This is a genomic window from Paracoccus sp. (in: a-proteobacteria), from assembly GCF_035556475.1.
GTDB lineage: Bacteria > Pseudomonadota > Alphaproteobacteria > Rhodobacterales > Rhodobacteraceae > Paracoccus.
The window spans coordinates 13,362-31,342 of the sequence record NZ_DATMFA010000110.1; the positions used below are offsets into that span (position 1 = coordinate 13,362).

Sequence of the window (17,981 nt, forward strand, 5' to 3'; positions counted from 1 at the left end):
GCTCAACCTCCGAAAAAGACGTCGGCGGCAGGCAGGGTCCGCCGGCCGGAGGCGGTGGTCAGCACCAGCGCGCCGGTTTCATCAATGCCGTCAAAGACGCCCTGCGTCTCCTCGCGCCCGGTGCGGGCGATGATCGGCTGGCCCAGCTTCGCGGCACGGGCAAGCCATGCGGTGCGGATCGGCTGGAAGCCATAGGTCTCGAATTGCGCCAACCAGCGGGCGAAGGCCGGGGCCAGCAGGTCGAGAAACTCCTCGGCGCCGACTGTGAAGCCCGTCTCTCCGCGCAGCGAAACCGGGGGCACGGCCCGCGCCTCGACGGCGTCGCCAGAGGGGGCGGCGGCGAGGTTGACACCGATGCCGATCGCGATCGCCCCGACCTCGCGGCCCGAGCCGATGCTTTCCAGCAGGATACCGGCGATCTTGCCGCCGTTCAGCAGCACGTCATTCGGCCATTTGATCGCAAGCCGCGCGGCAGGTCCGCAGGCATCGGCGAGCGCGTCGTAAAGCGCGAGCGCGGCGACAAAGGAAAGCTGGGCCGCAGCCTCGGGGCCGCCCTTGGGTCTGAGAACCAGCGTGCCGGCGAAATTCCCCGCCGGCATCACCCATTCGCGCCCACGGCGGCCACGACCGGCCACCTGCTCATGGGTCATGATCCATGCCGGCCCGCTCAGCGAGGGGGCAAGGCGCATGGCCTCGGCATTGGTGCTGTCGGTGCGGGCCAGCACATGCCGGCCCACCCCTTCGGGCCAGCGATCACTCAACGTGATCGGGCTCGGCCGACAGAACGGCCTCGGGCGCGGCCATCCCGGCGGTGACCGGGGCCACCAGCGTTTCGGCGGCCCGCCCGGCGGCAGCATCGACGCCCAGCATATTGATCGCGCCGAAGAGCATCGCGGCGGCCGGGATCATCAGGGCCAGATATTGCACCGGTCCCATCCGGCTGGTGACGCCATCGTTCTCGGTGCCGAAATACATGTAGTAGACGATGCGCAGATAGTAGAACGCGCCGATGACCGAGGCGATCACGCCCAGCACCGCCAGCCAGCCCATCCCGGCATCGACCGCCGCATTCAGCACCCCGAACTTGGCGAAGAAACCAAGGGTCGGCGGAACCCCGGCAAGGCTGAACATCAGCACCAGCACGGCAAGGCCCTTGGTCGGCTCGCTCCAGGCGAAGCGGTTCAGCGAGGCGAGGTCGGTGACCGGCACCCCATCACGCTCCAGCGACAGGATGAAGGCGAAGGTGCCGACGTTCATGACCGCATAGATCGCCATATAGATCAGCATGGCCTGCACGCCGATCGCCGAGCCGGCGGCAAGGCCGACCAACGCAAAGCCCATATGCGCGATCGAGGAATAGGCCATCAGCCGCTTGACGTTGGTTTGCCCGATCCCCGCGATGGAACCGAGGAACATCGACATGACCGCGAGGGCCGCGATGATCTGGCTCCAGTCGTCGATGACCTGGCCGAAGGCGTTGAAGACCAGCCGCGCGATCAGCGCCATGGCCGCGACCTTGGGCGCGGTGGCGAAGAAGGCGGTCACGGGCGTTGGCGCGCCCTCATAGACGTCCGGCGTCCACATGTGGAACGGCACGGCCGAGACCTTGAAGGAGAGGCCGACCAGCATGAAGACGAGGCCGAAGAGGACGCCAAGCGAAAGCTCGCCCCCCTGGATCGTCGTGATGATCCCGGCAAAGCTGGTCGTGCCCGCGAAGCCATAGACCAGCGACGCACCATAAAGCAGCAGGCCCGAGCTGAGCGAGCCCAGCACGAAATATTTCAATCCAGCCTCGGACGAACGCGCGGAATCGCGGCGGATGGCGGCGACGACATAGAGCGAGAGCGATTGCAGCTCGAGCCCCATGTAAAGCGTCAGCAGGTCGCCCGCCGAAACCATCAGCATCATGCCGATGACCGAAAGCGTCACGAGGATCGGGAATTCGAACCGCAGCATCCGGCGGCGGTCGAGATAGTCGATGCTCATCGCGAGGACGGCGGCGGCGGCGACCAGGATCACCACCTTGGCAAAGCGCGAGAAGCCGTCATCGATGAACATGCCATAGAAGGCCGTCCCGTCGGTGCGATTGCCAAGGCCGATCATCGCCGCGACGATCAGGAAGGCCGCGACCGTCGACCACAGAAGCGTGCGGGCGATACCGTCCTTGCCGAGATAGGCCCCGACCATGAGGGCGGCCAGCGCATAGGCCGCCAGCAGCGCCTCGGGCAGAATGGTCGTGAAATCGAGCGAGGTCATGTCCGCCCCCTAGTGGCTTGTCGCAGCCGCGGCGGTTTCCACCACCGGCTGGGCCTGGTTGTAGTCATTGATCAGCGCGGCGACAGCCGGGCCGGTCACATCGGTCACGAGGCGCGGATAGACGCCCAGGATCAGCGTCATCGCGATCAGGGGAACAAAGATCCAGCGCTCGCGCGGGGTCATGTCGGTGATCGACTTCAAGCTTTCCTTGATCAGCTGGCCCAGCGTCACCCGGCGATAGAGCCAGAGCGCATAGGAAGCCGAGAGGATCACGCCCGAGGTTGCGACCAGCGCGACCCAGGTATTGACCCGGAAGACGCCGAGCAGCGTCAGGAACTCGCCCACGAAGCCCGAGGTGCCGGGCAGGCCCACATTCGCCATGGTGAAGAACATGAACACCGCCGCATAGGCCGGCATCCGGTTCACGAGGCCGCCATAGGCGTCGATCTCGCGCGTGTGCATCCGGTCATAGATCACGCCGACGCAAAGGAAGAGCGCGCCCGAGATGAAGCCATGCGACAGCATCTGGAAGATCGCGCCATCAACGCCGACCTGATTGACCGCGAAGATGCCCATGGTGACATAGCCCATATGGGCGACGGAGGAATAGGCGATGACCTTCTTCATGTCCGACTGCACCAGCGCCACCAGCGAGGTGTAGACGATCGCGATGGCCGAGAGCCAGAAGACCAGCGGTTGCAGGATGTCCGAGGCGACCGGGAACATCGGGATCGAGAAGCGCAGGAAGCCGTAGCCGCCCATCTTCAGAAGCACCGCGGCCAGCAGGACCGAACCGGCGGTCGGCGCCTGAACGTGCGCGTCGGGCAGCCAGGTATGGACCGGCCACATCGGCATCTTGACCGCGAAGCTAGCAAAGAACGCAAGGAACAGCAGCGTCTGCGTGCCGCCGATGACCGTGATCCCCAGCAGGCGATAGGTCTCATGCGGGAAGTCGAAGGTCAGCAGGGTCGGAATGTCGGTGGTGCCCGCCATGCGATACATGGCGATCATCGCAACCAGCATCAGCACCGAGCCGAGGAAGGTATAGAGGAAGAACTTGAACGCCGCATAGATGCGGTCCTTGCCGCCCCAGATCCCGATGATCAGGAACATCGGGATCAGGCCCGCCTCGAAGAACAGGTAGAAGAGGACGAGGTCCAGCGCGGTGAAGACGCCGATCATCAGCCCCTCGAGGACGAGGAAGGCAATCATGTATTCCTTGACCTTCGTTTCGACCGTCCAGGTCGAAAGAATGGTCAGCGGCATCATGAAGGTGGTCAGCAGCACGAACAGGACCGAGATCCCGTCCACGCCCATCTTGTAGCGCAGGCCCATGATCCAGGCCTTGTCCTCGACGAACTGGAAGCCGGTATTCTGCGGGTCGAATCCGAAAAGGACGAAAAGCGAGATCAGGAAGGTTGCCGTGGTCGCCAGCAGCGCCAGCCATTTGGCATTCTTCGCAGCCGCCTCGTCCTGGCCGCGCAGGAACAGGGCCATGATCCCCGCCGCGACGATGGGCAGGAAGGTGATGATGGAAAGAAGGTTCGTCATATCAGTGCGCGCCCCGCATCATCACCCAGATCAAGAGACCCACGATGCCGACGACCATCGCGAAGGCATAGTGGAACAGATAGCCCGATTGCACCCGGACCGCCGCGCGCGTCAGGCGCGGGATGATCCCCATGGCAACCCCGTTGATCGCCCCGTCGATGGTCGCTCCGTCGCCCTTTTTCCAAAGGATGCGACCAAGGCACAGCGCCGGGCGGACGATGATGAAGTTGTAGATTTCGTCGAAATACCATTTGTTCAGCAGGAACTGGTAAAGCGCGGGCTGGGCCTTTGCCAGTCGGGCCGGAATGTCCGGGCTGCGGATATAGAAGATCCAGGCGGTGAACAGACCAATCAGCATCGCGATGAAGGGCGAGACCTTCACCCAGGCGGGGGCGTGATGCGCCTCGTCCATGATGTGATTGTCCGGCGCCATATAGATCGCGCCACCGACCGGGGCGGCAACCTCGGCATGTTGGCCTTCGGTCGCGTGTTCGGCCGTCGCGGCCTCGCCTTCGGCGGCGGTATCGGCTGCGACATGCTCGACCGGGGCCGCGCCATGCTCGGCCGGGGCAGCAGCCTCGCCCTCGGCGCTCGCCTCATGCGTCACGGGCATGTGGAAGAAGCTCGTCACCTTGTGGTGGTCGCCGAAGAAGGGGCCGAACCAGATCATGCCCGAGAAGATCGCGCCGATCGCGAGGACACCCAGCGGGATGGTCATGATCGAGGGGCTTTCATGGGCATGTTCATGCGCATGATGATCGCCGCGTTCCTTGCCGTAGAAGGTCAGGAAGATCAGCCGCCACGAATAGAAGCTGGTGAAGCAAGCCGCGATGACCAGCATCCAGAAGGCATAGGAGTTCCCCGCCCAGGCGCTTTCGATGATCGCGTCTTTCGACAGGAAGCCCGCGAAGCCGATATGGGTCAGCGGGATGCCGACGCCGGTGATGGCGAAGGTGCCGATCATCATTGCCCAATAGGTCAGCGGGATCTTCTTCCTCAGGTTGCCATAGTTCCGCATGTCCTGTTCGTGATGCATCGCATGGATGACCGAACCGGCGCCGAGGAACAGCATGGCCTTGAAGAAGGCGTGGGTCAGCAGGTGGAACATCGCCGCCGAATAGACGCCGACGCCCGCGGCCACGAACATGTAGCCCAGCTGCGAACAGGTCGAATAGGCGATGACGCGCTTGATGTCGTTCTGCACCAGACCGACGGTCGCGGCAAAGAAGGCGGTGGTCGCGCCGACGATCACGATGAAGTTCTTGGCGTCGGGGGCGAATTCATAAAGCGGCGACATGCGGCAGACCAGAAAGACGCCCGCCGTCACCATGGTCGCGGCGTGGATCAGCGCCGAAACCGGGGTCGGGCCTTCCATCGCGTCCGGCAGCCAGGTGTGCAGGAAAAGCTGCGCCGACTTGCCCATCGCGCCCACGAAGAGCAGGAAGCCCAGGAGGTTCGCGGCGTTCCAGTCGGTCCACAGGAAATGCATCTGGGTCTGCGCGATTTCCGGCACCTGCGCGAAGATCGCGTCGAACCCGACCGAGCCGGTCAGCCAGTAAAGCCCGAAGATGCCCAAGAGGAAGCCGAAGTCGCCGACGCGGTTCACGATGAAGGCCTTCATCGCGGCGGCATTGGCGCTGGCTTTCTTGTAGTAGAAGCCGATCAGCAGATAGGAGGCAACGCCGACGCCCTCCCAGCCGAAGAACATCTGCAAGAGGTTGTCCGCCGTCACCAGCATCAGCATGGCGAAGGTGAAGAACGAGAGATAGGCGAAGAAGCGCGCCTTGTAATGCTCGCCGTGCTCCCAGTTCTCGTCATGGGCCATGTAGCCCACCGAGTAGAGATGCACGAGCGCCGAAACCGTCGTTACCACGATCAGCATGATCGCGGTCAGCCGGTCCAGCCGGATCGACCATTCCGAAACGAAGTCACCCGCGACCACCCAGTCCATGACCGGGATGTGGCGCGGCACGCCGTCGAAGCCGAGGAACAGGATCCAGCTGAGCAGGCAGCACAGGAACAGGATGCCGGTGGTCAGGTATTGCGCGGCTTTCTCGCCGATCACGCGCCAGCCGAAGCCGGCGATGAGCGAACCCAGAAGGGGCGCGAAGAGGACGATCTTTTCCATGCCGTCTTAACCCTTCATCACGTTCACGTCTTCCACCGCGATGGTGCCGCGGTTGCGGAAGAAGACGACCAGGATGGCAAGGCCGATGGCGGCCTCGGCGGCGGCGACAGTCAGGATGAACATGGTGAAAACCTGCCCCGCCAGATCGCCCAGATGCGCCGAGAAGGCGACGAAGTTGACGTTCACCGCCAGAAGCATCAGTTCGATCGACATCAGGATGACGATGACGTTCTTTCGGTTCACGAATATCCCGAAAATGCCGGTGACGAATAGTATCGCCCCCACGACAAGATAATGTGTCAATCCGATCATCTTCCTGGTCCCTCCGGGTCGCACACCCGTTGAATATCCGTTCGCTGGATGGGCCGCCCGGTCGGCGGCCCCGTGTTGGCTTTCGGTTGCCGGTCGGGCGGGCTTACAGCCCTTGCCCCGGCTTCACGTCTTTCAGTTCCATGGTCTTGGCCGGGTCGCGCCACATCTGTTCCAGCACGTTCTGGCGCTTGATGCCGCGGCGGTGGCGCATGGTCAGCAGGATCGCCCCGATCATCGCGACCAGCAGGATCAGGCCCGCGATCTGGAAGTTGAGCAGGTAGCGGTCATAGATGACGAGGCCAAGGCCCTGGGTGTTGTGCACCGTATCGACGATCGGCGCCGCGCGCAGGCCCTCGGCCGCCTCGGAAGGCGCCCAGCCCGAGAAGGCGATGCCAAGCTGCGCCAGCAGGACCAGCGCGATCATCAAGGCCAGCGGCAGCGACCGCGCCAGCTCGCCCTTGAGTTCGGCGAAGTCGACGTCGAGCATCATCACGACGAACAGGAACAGAACCGCGACCGCGCCCACATAGACGACGATCAGCAGCATCGCGACGAATTCCGCGCCCTGAATGACGAAGAGGCCCGAGGCGGACAGGAAGGCCAGGATCAGCCACAACACCGAATGGACCGGGTTGCGGGCGATCACGACCCCGAAACCTGCCACGCAGAGGGTGATCGCAAACAGGTAGAAAGCGAAGATCATCATTTCTCGTCCTCCTCGGCATAGACGCTCTGGGCGATCTCGAGCGCCTTCTGCATCGCAGGCAGCCCGCCGAACATGCTCATCTGGTAGATCGTCTCGGCGATCTCGCGTTTGGTGGCGCCGGCCGCAAGCGCCTGACGGATGGTCAGGCGAAGCTGCGGCTCGGCCAGCGCGCCCTGAACGGTAATCGCGCCGATGGTAAGAAGCAGACGCGTCTTGGCGTCCAGCCCCTCGCGGTTGAAAGTCTTGCCGAACCACATCTCAAGCATGTCGGCCGGCATCACGGGCACCAGCTTTTCCATCGCGCGCATGTCGAAATGTTCGAGCGCGGGGTTCCACGCACGGGCCATCTCCTGGCCCGAGGCCAGCATCTGCGCGAAAAGCTTGGTGAACGCATCACTCATCTGTAGGGCGCATCCAGTTGCAGGTTGCGCGCAATCTCGGCTTCCCAGCGCTCGCCATTGGCCAGCAGCTTTTCCTTGTCATAGAAAAGCTCTTCGCGGGTTTCGGTCGCGTATTCGAAATTCGGCCCCTCGACGATGGCATCGACCGGGCAGGCTTCCTGGCAGAAGCCGCAATAGATGCATTTCGTCATGTCGATATCGTAGCGCGTGGTGCGGCGCGAGCCGTCCTCGCGCGGTTCGGCGTCGATGGTGATGGCTTGTGCCGGGCAGACCGCCTCGCAGAGTTTGCAGGCGATGCAGCGTTCCTCGCCGTTCGGATAGCGGCGCAGCGCGTGCTCTCCCCGGAAGCGCGGCGACAGCGGGCCTTTCTCATGGGGGTAGTTCAGCGTCGGCTTGGGCGAGACGAAATAGCGCATCCCAAGGCCGAAGCCCTTGATGAAATCCCACATCAGGAAATATTTGGTCGCCCGCGCGAAATCGAAGGCCATCAGAAACGCTCCCCTTCCCTGGGTGCCGCGAAGCGGTCGAATGCGGCGACATATTCGCGCACTCGCGCGCTGTCCTTCGCATGTTCCGCCGAGTCGAGATTATTGGCGAGGAAATGGGCCAGTTCGATCTTGTCGGTCTCACTGGCTTTGGCGAATGCCTCGGCTAGCTTGTTGGAATACATGACTTACCCTCCGATCGCGAAGCGGGCCCAGAAGCCGCCCAGGATTTCATAGCGGGCGAGGATGGCAACCAGCACAACCCAGCCCAGCGACAGGGGCAGGAACACTTTCCAGCCAATCCGCATCAGTTGGTCGTAGCGGTAGCGCGGCACGATCGCCTTCACCATCGCGAACATGTAGAACCAGAACCACATCTTGATGACCATCCACCACCAGCCGTCGGCGATGAACGGAACGGGCGACAGCCAGCCACCGAAGAACAACAGCGAAAGCAGCGCGCACATCAGATAGATGGCGATATACTCACCCGCCATGAACAGCAGGTAGGGCGTGGACGAATATTCGACCATGTGGCCCGCGACCAGTTCCGATTCCGCCTCGGCAAGGTCGAAGGGCGGGCGGTTCGTTTCAGCCAGCGCCGAGACGAAGAACAGCACGACCATCGGCAGGTGCGGCAGCCAGTACCAGTTCAGAAGGCCGTAGCTGCCCTTCTGCGCGTGGACGATCTCGGTCAGGTTCATCGACCCGGTCGAGATGATGACGCCAATGATGATCAGGCCCATCGAGACCTCGTAGGAGATCATCTGCGAGGCCGAACGCAGCGAGGCGAGGAACGGGTATTTCGAGTTCGAGGCCCAGCCGCCCATAATCGAGCCGTAAACCTCGAGCGACGAGGCGGCAAAGACGAACAGGATGCCCACGTTGATGTTCGCCATGACCCAGCCCTCGTCGAAGGGGATCACCACGAAGGCGAAGAGCGCGAGCATCATCGACAGGAACGGCGCGAGGAAGAAGATGAACTTGTCGGCGCCGGCCGGGATCACGATCTCCTTGACGACATATTTCAGCGCGTCGGCAAAGGTCTGCAGCAGGCCCCAGGGACCGACCACGTTCGGGCCGCGGCGCATCTGCACGGCGGCCCAGATCTTGCGGTCTCCGTAGACCATGAAGATCAGCGAGCCCATGACGAAGGCGATAACGGCCAGGCCCTGCAGCAGCAGGCTCAGCGCGAAACCGTAGGATGAGGCCCAAAATTCAGCCATGATCTTTCGTCCCTCTCATCACGCCGCGGGAATGCCGCGCGACTTGCATTCCTGCAAGGTGTCTTTCGTTGTCATCACCGTCAGCCCCATCGGCTTCGACTCTGAAAGAGTGAAAACCGAACCGACGATCATCTTTCCATTGCGTTTGTCGCGCAGCGTCCTGATGTGGCGGGCGTAGGGAGTGCCGTTCGCATCCGCCCAATTGGCCAGCGCGCATGTGGCATAGGCGAAGGCCGTGTCGGCGTCCACCCCACTGCGAAGATTTGCCGTCACTTCCACGAGGCTCGCGCCCGATTTCTGCTTGCTGGGATAGGCCTTGACGGCCGCGCCCTCAAAATCCTTCGGATCGGCGGCAAAGCTTGCGGGCAGGCCCAGCTTCATCGGCTGCGTCCGCGCCTTGAACTCGGCCAGCGCGCGTTCCTGCGCCGTCGGCCCCCGCCGGCTGACCGGCCCCATCGCGGCCACGCCCGACAGGTCAAGCCCGAGATTGTCGTTGAGCGACAGCAGATCGGCCTCGGTCACGGCGAAGGCGTCCCGGCCTTCGGGACTGTCCAGCGTCATCTCGCTGACCGAACCATCGGGTTCGAGGATCAGGATATCGCCCGACTTGGTCGAGATCCTGCCCCGTGACAGCACCTGCTTGTCTGGCGCGCCCGCATCGCTGTGCAGCACGGCCACATTCAGTTCCTCGGGTTTGGCCGGGGGCCGCGAATCATCGGATTGCCCCGTGCCGCATCCCGTCAGAACAGACGCCATCAGCCCCAAGCCAAGCAGACCCGCGATGCGGCTCCCCATGCGATTTCACTCCGCTGCCAGTGGCGGCGCCTTGCGCGCCGCAGCCATTGCCGAAAGCTCGCCCATCAGCGGCGAGGAGCGCGCGATGGGGTTGGTCAGGTAGAAGTCCTTCACCGCAAGGCGGAAGTCCGCCTTGCCCATGTCGCGCAGCTCCAGCGGTTGCCAATCATTGGCGGGCACCGAGCCGATCTCGGCCAGATGCGGCACCGCCTCGATCAGCTTGCGGCGCAGGCCGGCAAGGCTGTCCCAGGGCTGGGTCTTGCCCAGTTCGGCCGAAAGGGCGCGCAGGATCGCCCAGTTTTCCTTGCCCTCGCCCGGCGCGAAATTCGCGCGCATGGCCAGTTGCGGACGACCTTCGGTGTTGACGAAAAGGCCGCTCTCCTCGGTATAGCAGGCGCCCGGCAGGATCAGGTCGGCGCGATGCGCGCCGCGGTCACCATGGCTGCCCTGATAGATCACGAAGGGACCAGCGCCGATCTCGACCTCGTCCGCGCCAAGGTTGTAGATCACCTCGGCCCCGTCGATCGCGGCGGCAAGCCCGCCCTCGGTCACGGCGCCGATGTCCAGCGCGCCGACGCGGCTCGCGGCAACGTGCAGGACCAGAAGCCTGCAATTCGCGATTTCGCAAAGGCGCATGGCATGGGCCAGCACGGCCTCGCCATCGGCCTCGCTGAGCGCGCCCTGCCCCACGATGATCAGGCCCGGCTCTTCGATGCCCTTGGTCACCTCGGGATCATTCAGCAGCCCGGCCAGCACGGCGCGGTCGGTGCCGAGATGGTGGTAATCGAAGGTCAGGTCGACCGGGGCTCCGATCAGCGCCACGTCAGCGCCATGCGCCCAGGCCTTGCGAATGCGCGAGTTCAGGACCGGTGCTTCCTCGCGCGGGTTGGTGCCGATCAGCAGGATGCGTTTCGCGCTGTCGATATCGGCGATCGAGGCATTGCCGACATAGGCCGAGCGGTTGCCCGCCGGAAGCCGCGCGCCATCGGTGCGGCACTCGACACGACCGCCCAGGCCCTCGACCAGTTGTTTCAGGCTGAAGGCAGCCTCGACCGGGACCAGATCGCCGATCAGGCCCGCGACCTTCTTGCCCTTCATCGCGCGGGCGGCGGTCTCAAGCGCCTCGGGCCACGAGGCCGGGCGCAGCTTGCCGTTCACGCGGATATAGGGCTTGTCGAGGCGCTGGCGGCGCAGGCCGTCCCAGACGAAGCGGGTCTTGTCGCTGATCCATTCCTCGTTCACGCCGTCATTGTTGCGCGGCTGGATACGCATGACTTCGCGGCCCTTGGTGTCCACCCGGATGTTCGAGCCGAGCGCGTCCATGACGTCGATCGTCTCGGTCTTGGTCAGCTCCCACGGGCGGGCGGTGAAGGCATAGGGCTTGGAGACCAGCGCGCCGACCGGGCAAAGGTCGATGATGTTGCCCTGCATGTTCGAAACCAGCGTCTGGTTCAGATAGCTGGTAATCTCGCTGTCCTCGCCTCGGCCGGTCTGGCCCATCTGGGTGATGCCCGCGACCTCGGTGGTGAAGCGCACGCAGCGGGTGCAGGAGATGCAGCGCGTCATATGCGTCTCGACCAGCGGGCCGAGGTTCAGATCCTCGGAGGCGCGCTTCGGCTCGCGGTAGCGGCTGAAATCGACGCCGTAAGCCATCGCCTGGTCCTGCAGGTCGCATTCGCCGCCCTGATCGCAGATCGGGCAATCGAGCGGGTGGTTGATCAGCAGGAATTCCATCACGCCCTCGCGGGCCTTCTTGACCATGGGCGAGTTGGTCTTGATCTCGCTCGGCGCGCCATCGGGGCCGGGGCGAAGATCCTTGACCTGCATCGCGCAGGAGGCGGCGGGCTTCGGCGGACCGCCCACGACCTCGACAAGGCACATGCGGCAGTTGCCGGCGATCGACAGCCGCTCGTGATAGCAGAAACGCGGCACCTCGATCCCGGCCATCTCGCAGGCCTGGATCAGGGTCATGTTCGGATCGACCTCGATAATCTTGTCGTCGATCTTGAGCTTGCGAAGATCTGCCATCTGGACTTCCCTTATCCCGCGCGCCGACGAAGCCCGCCGGAGAGGTCCCCGGCGGTTTCCGCGCGTTGTAAATGCTGGCCGAAGGCTGGCCCGGTTGTGTTTGTCGCCGTTATGTCCATGTCGCGCGCCCCCATCACCGCACCTTCACGAAGGCGCGGGGGATGACGGGCGAGATGATCCGTTCGTCCTGATTGTCGCGGCGAAGCTCGATGCTCATGTCGTCGCGTCCCCGGTCGAACAGGACCGTGGCATAGACTGCCCCGGCGGTATTGTATTTCACCTGACGGTTCACGTCGGTGGTGTAGCGGGTGCCGTCGGGCAGCCAGCAGCTGATCTCGGCGCCCTTGGCATTGCCGGTGACGCGCAGCACGGGCTGGCCCGCGATATTGCGGCTGAGCTTGGTCCTGACCCCCGGCCCTTCGGCTTTGCACTGCATGCCGGTCGGGGTGAAGATCGTGAACTGCAGATAGAATTTCTCGGCGGTCGGCGTGAAGGGCGACGACGTCTCCCCCGCGAAAGCATCCGCGGCAATCATCGCAGCAGCCGAGGCAGCCATCAGGGCAATGCCGATGCGGTTCATCCACTTTTTCATTTCTTCGCCACCAGAAAGCTGCCAATCAGATTCTTCGCCGCAATCTCCTGCTTGCCGAGCGCGCAGAAGCTGTTCGGGTCATCGGCCCGGACGCCCTTGCGCTTCAGATAGTCCTCGGCCACGGCATAGATGCGCTGTTTCTCGGTCTTGCTGTCGAGAAACGCGTCGATCTCCTTGGCGGAATAGCCCTTCTGCTCGGCATAGCGCTTGAGCTTGCGGGCCTCGCCATAGGCATAGAAGATGCGGGCGTCGATCGTCGGGCAATTGCGCCGGATGCGGTCCGCGATGCGCGCGGCGATCAGCCGGTCGTTGACGTATTTCTCCTGACTCAGCGGCTCCAGCGCGGCGGCGGGCGACGCCGAGAGCAGGGTCGCGGCGATCAGGACGGTTCCAAGGGCTTTCATGGCAAGTGCTCCTTTCCGGGAATACTCAGCCATAACACGCAGATCGCGCAGGGGATGCACACCAGCGCGTGAAACCTCGCGGCACCCCACCCCTGCGGACATGCGCGCGCGATCCCCGCCGGGGGTCGCTCGTGCCGCATGGAGAGGGGTCGGGGTCATCCGGCTTACTCCGCCGCCATGGCGCCCATGCGCCCGGTGCGTTTCGCCTTGATCCGGTCCTCGATCTCCTCGCGGAAGTTGCGGATCAGGCCCTGGATCGGCCATGCGGCGGCGTCGCCAAGCGCGCAGATGGTGTGGCCCTCGACCTGCTTCGTCACGTCGAAGAGCATGTCGATTTCCTCGACCTCGGCCTCGCCACGCACCAGACGCTCCATGACGCGCATCATCCAGCCGGTGCCCTCGCGGCAGGGCGTGCACTGGCCGCAGCTTTCATGCTTGAAGAATTTCGACAGCCGCCAGATCGCCTTGATGACATCCGTGGACTGGTCCATCACGATCATGCAGGCGGTCCCGAAGGACGAGCGCAGTTCGCGCATGCCGTCATAGTCCATGATGGCGTTTTCGCATTGCTCGGCGGTCAGCACCGGGCAGGACGCGCCGCCGGGGATCACGGCCTTCAAGTTCTTCCAGCCGCCGCGCACGCCGCCGCCATGCTTCTCGATCAGCTCGCGCATGGGGATCGACATCGCCTCTTCGACGACGCAGGGCGTGTTGATATGGCCGGTCATGCCGTAAAGCTTGACGCCCGCGTTGTTCGGGCGGCCAAAGCCCGCGAACCACTCGCCGCCGCGGCGCAGGATGGTCGGGACCACCGCGATCGATTCGACGTTGTTCACCGTGGTCGGGCAGCCATAGAGGCCCGCACCGGCCGGGAACGGCGGCTTCATGCGGGGCATGCCCTTCTTGCCTTCCAGCGATTCCAGCAGCGCGGTTTCCTCGCCGCAGATATAGGCGCCGGCGCCGTGATGCAGGTAAAGGTCGAAATCCCAGCCCGAACCGGCGGCATTCTTGCCCAGAAGCCCCGCGTCATAGCATTCGTCGATCGCGGCCTGCAGGGCCTCGCGCTCGCGGATGAACTCGCCCCGGATATAGATATAGGAGGCATGCGCGCCCATGGCGAAGCTCGCGATCAGCGCGCCCTCGATCAGGGTATGCGGATCGTGGCGCATGATCTCGCGGTCCTTGCAGGTCGCGGGCTCGGATTCGTCGGCATTGATGACCAGATAGGCCGGGCGGCCATCCGATTCCTTCGGCATGAAGGACCATTTCATGCCGGTCGGGAAGCCAGCGCCGCCACGGCCGCGCAGCCCCGAGGCCTTCATCTCGTTGATGATATTGTCCCGGCCGCGCTGGATGATTCCGGCGGTGCCGTCCCAGTGGCCGCGCTTACGCGCCCCGGCCAGGCTGCGATCGCCCATGCCGTAGATGTTCGTAAAGATCCGGTCCTGATCGTTCAGCATCCCAAATTCATCCTTGTCCCTGCGAGGACGCATTGCGCCGCCGCCAGATCCGCCAGGTCACCAGAAGCGACCAGATCAAGGCCCCAATCGCCGCCAGATCGGCGAGAAAGGCAAATTTCGCCGGCCAGTCCATCTGGCCACCAACCCATTGCACCCCAAGCCAGAGCAGCATCGTCGCCGCGATCACGACCGCGACAAGCCGCATCTGGCCCGCATCCGCCGGGTGCCTCCCCGCCGCGCGCGTGGAGCTATCCTTTGCCGGGGCCGGCATCAAGTGGACTCGCCCCGATCAACCGCGCGCAAATGCGCGGTCTCGCCGCCAGCGGCCAGCAGCTTCGCCTGACCGACCCAGTCGTCCGAGGCGATCCGCCGCCCCCGCCGTCCCAGACGCCGGGCATATTCCGCCTGCGCCTCTGCATCCCAGGCCGCGATCTGCTCGAACCGCGTCACCCCGTTCTCGGCCAGCCACTCGGAGAGCTTGGGGCCGATGCCGTTGATCCGCTTCAGGTCGTCCGCCTGCCCCGTCGCCGCCGCCACGGCCGGTTCGGCTTGCGGCTCGACCTCAGCCACGGTGACCGAAGCGGCCTCGACCGGCTCGGCGCTTTCCGCGGTGCTGCGGCGCATGGCGCCCGCGACAATGGGGATCTGCGTCAGCGAGGTCGGCTGCTCTGGCCCGAGCGAACCCGAGGCCAGAAGCGCGGCAGGCTGGCGGTCGGCCGCCTCCCGCTCCCAATCCGCAAGCGTCATCCCCGTTTCGGAGGCGACAGGCTCGGGACGGTCATCGCCGATCAGCCAGACCAGAGTCGCGCCGAAAAGCAGGAAGGTGACAAGGCCAAGGAACAGGCCGCCAGCCCAGCCAAGATCGCCGATGCCCGCGGTAAAGAGCAGGACCACCACACCGGCGATCGCCCCCATGACCCAGCAATTCCTGTAGCAGTCCGACCGTTCCATCGTCCCCCGCTTTCCGCCGGCCCTCTCAGCCGTTGATACCATCCTTCGCCGCCGCGGTCTTGTCCCCTGCGCCAAGCCAGGGGGTCGTGATCGCGACCTCTGTGCCGTCGATGCGCTTGACCGTGTCACCCAGTTTCACCGCCAGCGCAACGCTGCCGTTATAGGCCTCGTCTGTCCCCTTCAGGTCGGCCAACGCCACCGGACCGCCCAGCGGCTCGGCCGAGAAGCGGCCGTTCTGCGGGCCGGGCACCGGAACCTCGCCCGCGGCAAAGCTGTCGATCAAGGCCGCCAGCTTCTCGACGGTCAGGTCTTCGTAGAAATCCTTGCCGATCTGGGCCATGGGCGCGTTGGTGCAGGCGCCCAGGCACTCGACCTCTTCCCAGCTGAAACGACCGTCGGCGGACAGTGTATGCGGCTCGGCCGCGATCTTTTCCTTGCAGACGCGGATCAGATCCTCGGCCCCGCAGATCATGCAGGTCGTGGTGCCGCAGATCTGGATATGGGCGACCGTGCCCACCGGATAGAGCTGGAACATGAAGTAGAAGGTCGCGACTTCCAGCGCGCGGATATAGGGCATCCCAAGCAGGGTCGCGCAATATTCGATCGCCGGACGCGACAGCCAGCCTTCCTGTTCCTGCGCGCGCCAAAGGACCGGGATGATCGCCGATTGCTGGCGGCCTTCCGGGTATTTGGTCATCTGGGCCTTCGCCCATTCGAGGTTCGCGGGCGTGAACTCGAACGAGTCCGGCTGGATGGGGGAAAGACGGCGCAGCATCAGCGGTCAACCTCTCCGAAAACGATATCAAGAGTGGCGATGATCGCCGGAACGTCGGCCAGCATGTGACCCTTGGACATCCAGTCGATCGACTGGAGATGGGCAAAGCCCGGCGCCCGCAGCTTGGCGCGCCACGGCTTGTTGGTGCCGTCCGAGACCATGTAGACGCCGAACTCGCCCTTGGGCGCCTCGACGGCGGCATAGACTTCGCCTGCCGGAACCTTGAAGCCCTCGGTATAGAGCTTGAAGTGGTGGATCAGGCTTTCCATGTCGCGCTTCATGTCCGAGCGCTTCGGCGGCGACAGCTTGCCGCGCGCCAGAACGTCGCCAGCCGGTTCGGCCCGCAGCTTCTGGATCGCCTGCTTCATGATGCTGGTCGATTCGCGCATTTCCTGCATCCGGCACAGGTAGCGATCATAGCAATCGCCGTTCTTGCCGACCGGAATCTGGAAATCGAACTCGTTATAGCACTCATAGGGCTGGCTGCGGCGCAAGTCCCAGGCAAGGCCCGAGCCGCGCACCATCACGCCGGTATAACCCCAGTCGAGGCAGTCCTGCTCGGTGACGATGCCGATATCGACAAGGCGCTGCTTGACGATGCGGTTCTCGGTCAAAAGCGTCGTCAGGTCGTCGACCAGCTTCGGGAATTGCTCGCACCATTCCTCGATATCGTCGAGCAGGTCGGGCGGCAGATCCTGGTGAACGCCGCCGGGCCGGAAATAGGCCGCGTGCAGGCGCGCGCCGCAGGCCCGCTCATAGAAGATCATCAACTGCTCACGCGCCTCGAAGCCCCAAAGCGGAGGGGTCAGCGCGCCGATGTCCAGCATCCCGGTGGTCAGGCCCATCAGGTGGTTCAGGATGCGGCCGATCTCGGAATAGAGAACCCGGATCAGGCTGGCGCGGCGCGGAACGACCGTGCCGGTCAGACGCTCGATCGCGAGGCACCATGCATGCTCCTGGTTCATCGGCGCGACATAGTCGAGCCGGTCCAGATAGGGCAGGTTCTGCAGATAGGTGCGGCTTTCCATCAACTTCTCGGTGCCGCGATGCAGCAGGCCGATATGCGGGTCGGCACGCTCGACGATCTCGCCGTCGAGTTCCAGCACCATGCGCAGCACGCCATGCGCGGCAGGGTGCTGGGGTCCGAAGTTGATGTTGAAGTTACGGATGCTCTGTTCGCCGGTCAGGGCGTCCACCGATCCGTCATCATAGCTGTTCTTGTGGATGTCGCCGTCCATGGTCATCCCTTACATGCGGTGCGTGGCGGGCAGTCGAGGCTGCGCCGCTGCGGTCACTTCTTGGCCTCGGGCGCCTTCTCGTCGCCCGGAAGAACGTATTTCGCGCCCTCCCACGGGGACAGGAAGTCGAACTGGCGGTATTCCTGAACAAGGCTCACGGGCTCGTAGACCACGCGCTTCTCCTCGTCGTTCCAGCGCACCTCGACATAGCCGGTGGTCGGAAAGTCCTTGCGCAGCGGATGGCCGCGGAAACCGTAATCGGTCACGATGCGGCGCAGGTCCGGGTGGCCAGAGAAGAGGATGCCGAACAGGTCGAAAACCTCGCGCTCATACCAGTTCGCGCCGGGGAAAACGCCGCAGAGGCTCGGCGCGATCTCGTCCTCGCGCACCTGGGCCTTAACCCGGATGCGGTGGTTCTGATACATCGACAGCATGTGGTAGACGAGGTCGAAGCGCGCCGGGCGCGCCGGATTGTCCACCGCAGTAATGTCGATCAGCGTCGAGAAACGGCAGTTCGAATCGGTGCGCAGGAACTCGATCAGCCCGACCAGACCCGAGAGGGTGACGTTCACCGTCAGCTCGTCAAAGGCGATCTCGGTCGAGACGACATCGTTCGGGCGGCGCAGCGAGATATGCTCGGCCAGCTCGGCCAAGGCAGCAGTATCGACCATGG

Annotated in this window: 20 protein-coding genes; all 20 read right to left on the minus strand. The window is 64.2% G+C overall.

Annotated elements, in window-relative coordinates; genetic code table 11:
• Positions 1-2: 2 nt before the first annotated feature.
• Positions 3-761, minus strand: coding sequence for a biotin--[acetyl-CoA-carboxylase] ligase (locus VNQ78_RS15395; protein WP_325691329.1), 759 nt, complete (start codon positions 759-761; stop codon positions 3-5).
• Positions 754-2,256: an NADH-quinone oxidoreductase subunit NuoN gene (gene nuoN, locus VNQ78_RS15400; protein ID WP_325691332.1), complete on the minus strand. Its 1,503-nt coding sequence runs from the start codon at positions 2,254-2,256 to the stop codon at positions 754-756. Before nuoN ends, VNQ78_RS15395 begins: the two co-directional genes overlap by 8 nt.
• A gap of 9 nt (positions 2,257-2,265) precedes the next feature.
• The gene (locus VNQ78_RS15405) at positions 2,266-3,807 is read right to left on the minus strand and encodes an NADH-quinone oxidoreductase subunit M (RefSeq protein ID WP_325691334.1); all 1,542 of its coding nucleotides are present in this window, start codon (positions 3,805-3,807) and stop codon (positions 2,266-2,268) included.
• A gap of 1 nt (position 3,808) precedes the next feature.
• Positions 3,809-5,935, minus strand: a complete 2,127-nt coding sequence (gene nuoL / locus VNQ78_RS15410) for an NADH-quinone oxidoreductase subunit L (protein WP_325691336.1) — start codon at positions 5,933-5,935, stop codon at positions 3,809-3,811.
• Positions 5,936-5,941: 6 nt separating this feature from the next.
• On the minus strand, positions 5,942-6,247 hold the full coding sequence (nuoK, locus tag VNQ78_RS15415; protein ID WP_325691338.1) for an NADH-quinone oxidoreductase subunit NuoK: 306 nt from the start codon (positions 6,245-6,247) through the stop codon (positions 5,942-5,944).
• Between the two features lie 103 nt (positions 6,248-6,350).
• Positions 6,351-6,953: an NADH-quinone oxidoreductase subunit J gene (locus VNQ78_RS15420; protein ID WP_325691340.1), complete on the minus strand. Its 603-nt coding sequence runs from the start codon at positions 6,951-6,953 to the stop codon at positions 6,351-6,353.
• A complete protein-coding gene (locus VNQ78_RS15425; RefSeq protein WP_325691342.1) occupies positions 6,950-7,354 on the minus strand; it encodes a carboxymuconolactone decarboxylase family protein in 405 nt (134 codons plus the stop codon). The genes VNQ78_RS15420 and VNQ78_RS15425 overlap by 4 nt, the downstream gene beginning before the upstream one ends.
• On the minus strand, positions 7,351-7,842 hold the full coding sequence (gene nuoI / locus VNQ78_RS15430) for an NADH-quinone oxidoreductase subunit NuoI (protein ID WP_325691344.1): 492 nt from the start codon (positions 7,840-7,842) through the stop codon (positions 7,351-7,353). Before nuoI ends, VNQ78_RS15425 begins: the two co-directional genes overlap by 4 nt.
• The gene (locus VNQ78_RS15435) at positions 7,842-8,024 is read right to left on the minus strand and encodes a hypothetical protein (RefSeq protein ID WP_325691346.1); all 183 of its coding nucleotides are present in this window, start codon (positions 8,022-8,024) and stop codon (positions 7,842-7,844) included. Before VNQ78_RS15435 ends, nuoI begins: the two co-directional genes overlap by 1 nt.
• Before the next feature lie 3 nt (positions 8,025-8,027).
• Entirely contained in the window at positions 8,028-9,065 is a 1,038-nt protein-coding gene (gene nuoH / locus VNQ78_RS15440) for an NADH-quinone oxidoreductase subunit NuoH (protein WP_325691348.1), read from the minus strand.
• An 18-nt stretch (positions 9,066-9,083) separates the two neighbouring features.
• Positions 9,084-9,860 carry a hypothetical protein gene (locus VNQ78_RS15445; RefSeq protein ID WP_325691350.1) on the minus strand — a complete coding sequence of 259 codons (777 nt, stop codon included), beginning with the start codon at positions 9,858-9,860 and terminating at the stop codon, positions 9,084-9,086.
• Between the two features lie 6 nt (positions 9,861-9,866).
• Complete coding sequence (nuoG, locus tag VNQ78_RS15450) at positions 9,867-11,888, minus strand: NADH-quinone oxidoreductase subunit NuoG (protein ID WP_325691352.1); 2,022 nt, start codon at positions 11,886-11,888, stop codon at positions 9,867-9,869.
• A gap of 133 nt (positions 11,889-12,021) precedes the next feature.
• Positions 12,022-12,468: a hypothetical protein gene (locus VNQ78_RS15455; protein WP_325691354.1), complete on the minus strand. Its 447-nt coding sequence runs from the start codon at positions 12,466-12,468 to the stop codon at positions 12,022-12,024.
• Between the two features lie 8 nt (positions 12,469-12,476).
• Complete coding sequence (locus tag VNQ78_RS15460; protein WP_325691356.1) at positions 12,477-12,884, minus strand: DUF5333 domain-containing protein; 408 nt, start codon at positions 12,882-12,884, stop codon at positions 12,477-12,479.
• Positions 12,885-13,048: 164 nt separating this feature from the next.
• A complete protein-coding gene (gene nuoF / locus VNQ78_RS15465; protein ID WP_325691358.1) occupies positions 13,049-14,344 on the minus strand; it encodes an NADH-quinone oxidoreductase subunit NuoF in 1,296 nt (431 codons plus the stop codon).
• 7 nt (positions 14,345-14,351) lie between these two features.
• The gene (locus VNQ78_RS15470) at positions 14,352-14,615 is read right to left on the minus strand and encodes a DUF5337 domain-containing protein (RefSeq protein ID WP_325691360.1); all 264 of its coding nucleotides are present in this window, start codon (positions 14,613-14,615) and stop codon (positions 14,352-14,354) included.
• Entirely contained in the window at positions 14,615-15,259 is a 645-nt protein-coding gene (locus VNQ78_RS15475; protein WP_325691362.1) for a hypothetical protein, read from the minus strand. Before VNQ78_RS15475 ends, VNQ78_RS15470 begins: the two co-directional genes overlap by 1 nt.
• Before the next feature lie 61 nt (positions 15,260-15,320).
• Positions 15,321-16,070: an NADH-quinone oxidoreductase subunit NuoE gene (gene nuoE, locus VNQ78_RS15480; protein ID WP_325691364.1), complete on the minus strand. Its 750-nt coding sequence runs from the start codon at positions 16,068-16,070 to the stop codon at positions 15,321-15,323.
• On the minus strand, positions 16,070-17,308 hold the full coding sequence (locus tag VNQ78_RS15485) for an NADH-quinone oxidoreductase subunit D (protein ID WP_325691366.1): 1,239 nt from the start codon (positions 17,306-17,308) through the stop codon (positions 16,070-16,072). The genes nuoE and VNQ78_RS15485 overlap by 1 nt, the downstream gene beginning before the upstream one ends.
• Positions 17,309-17,361: 53 nt before the next feature.
• Positions 17,362-17,979, minus strand: a complete 618-nt coding sequence (locus tag VNQ78_RS15490) for an NADH-quinone oxidoreductase subunit C (RefSeq protein ID WP_325691368.1) — start codon at positions 17,977-17,979, stop codon at positions 17,362-17,364.
• Positions 17,980-17,981 lie beyond the last annotated feature (2 nt).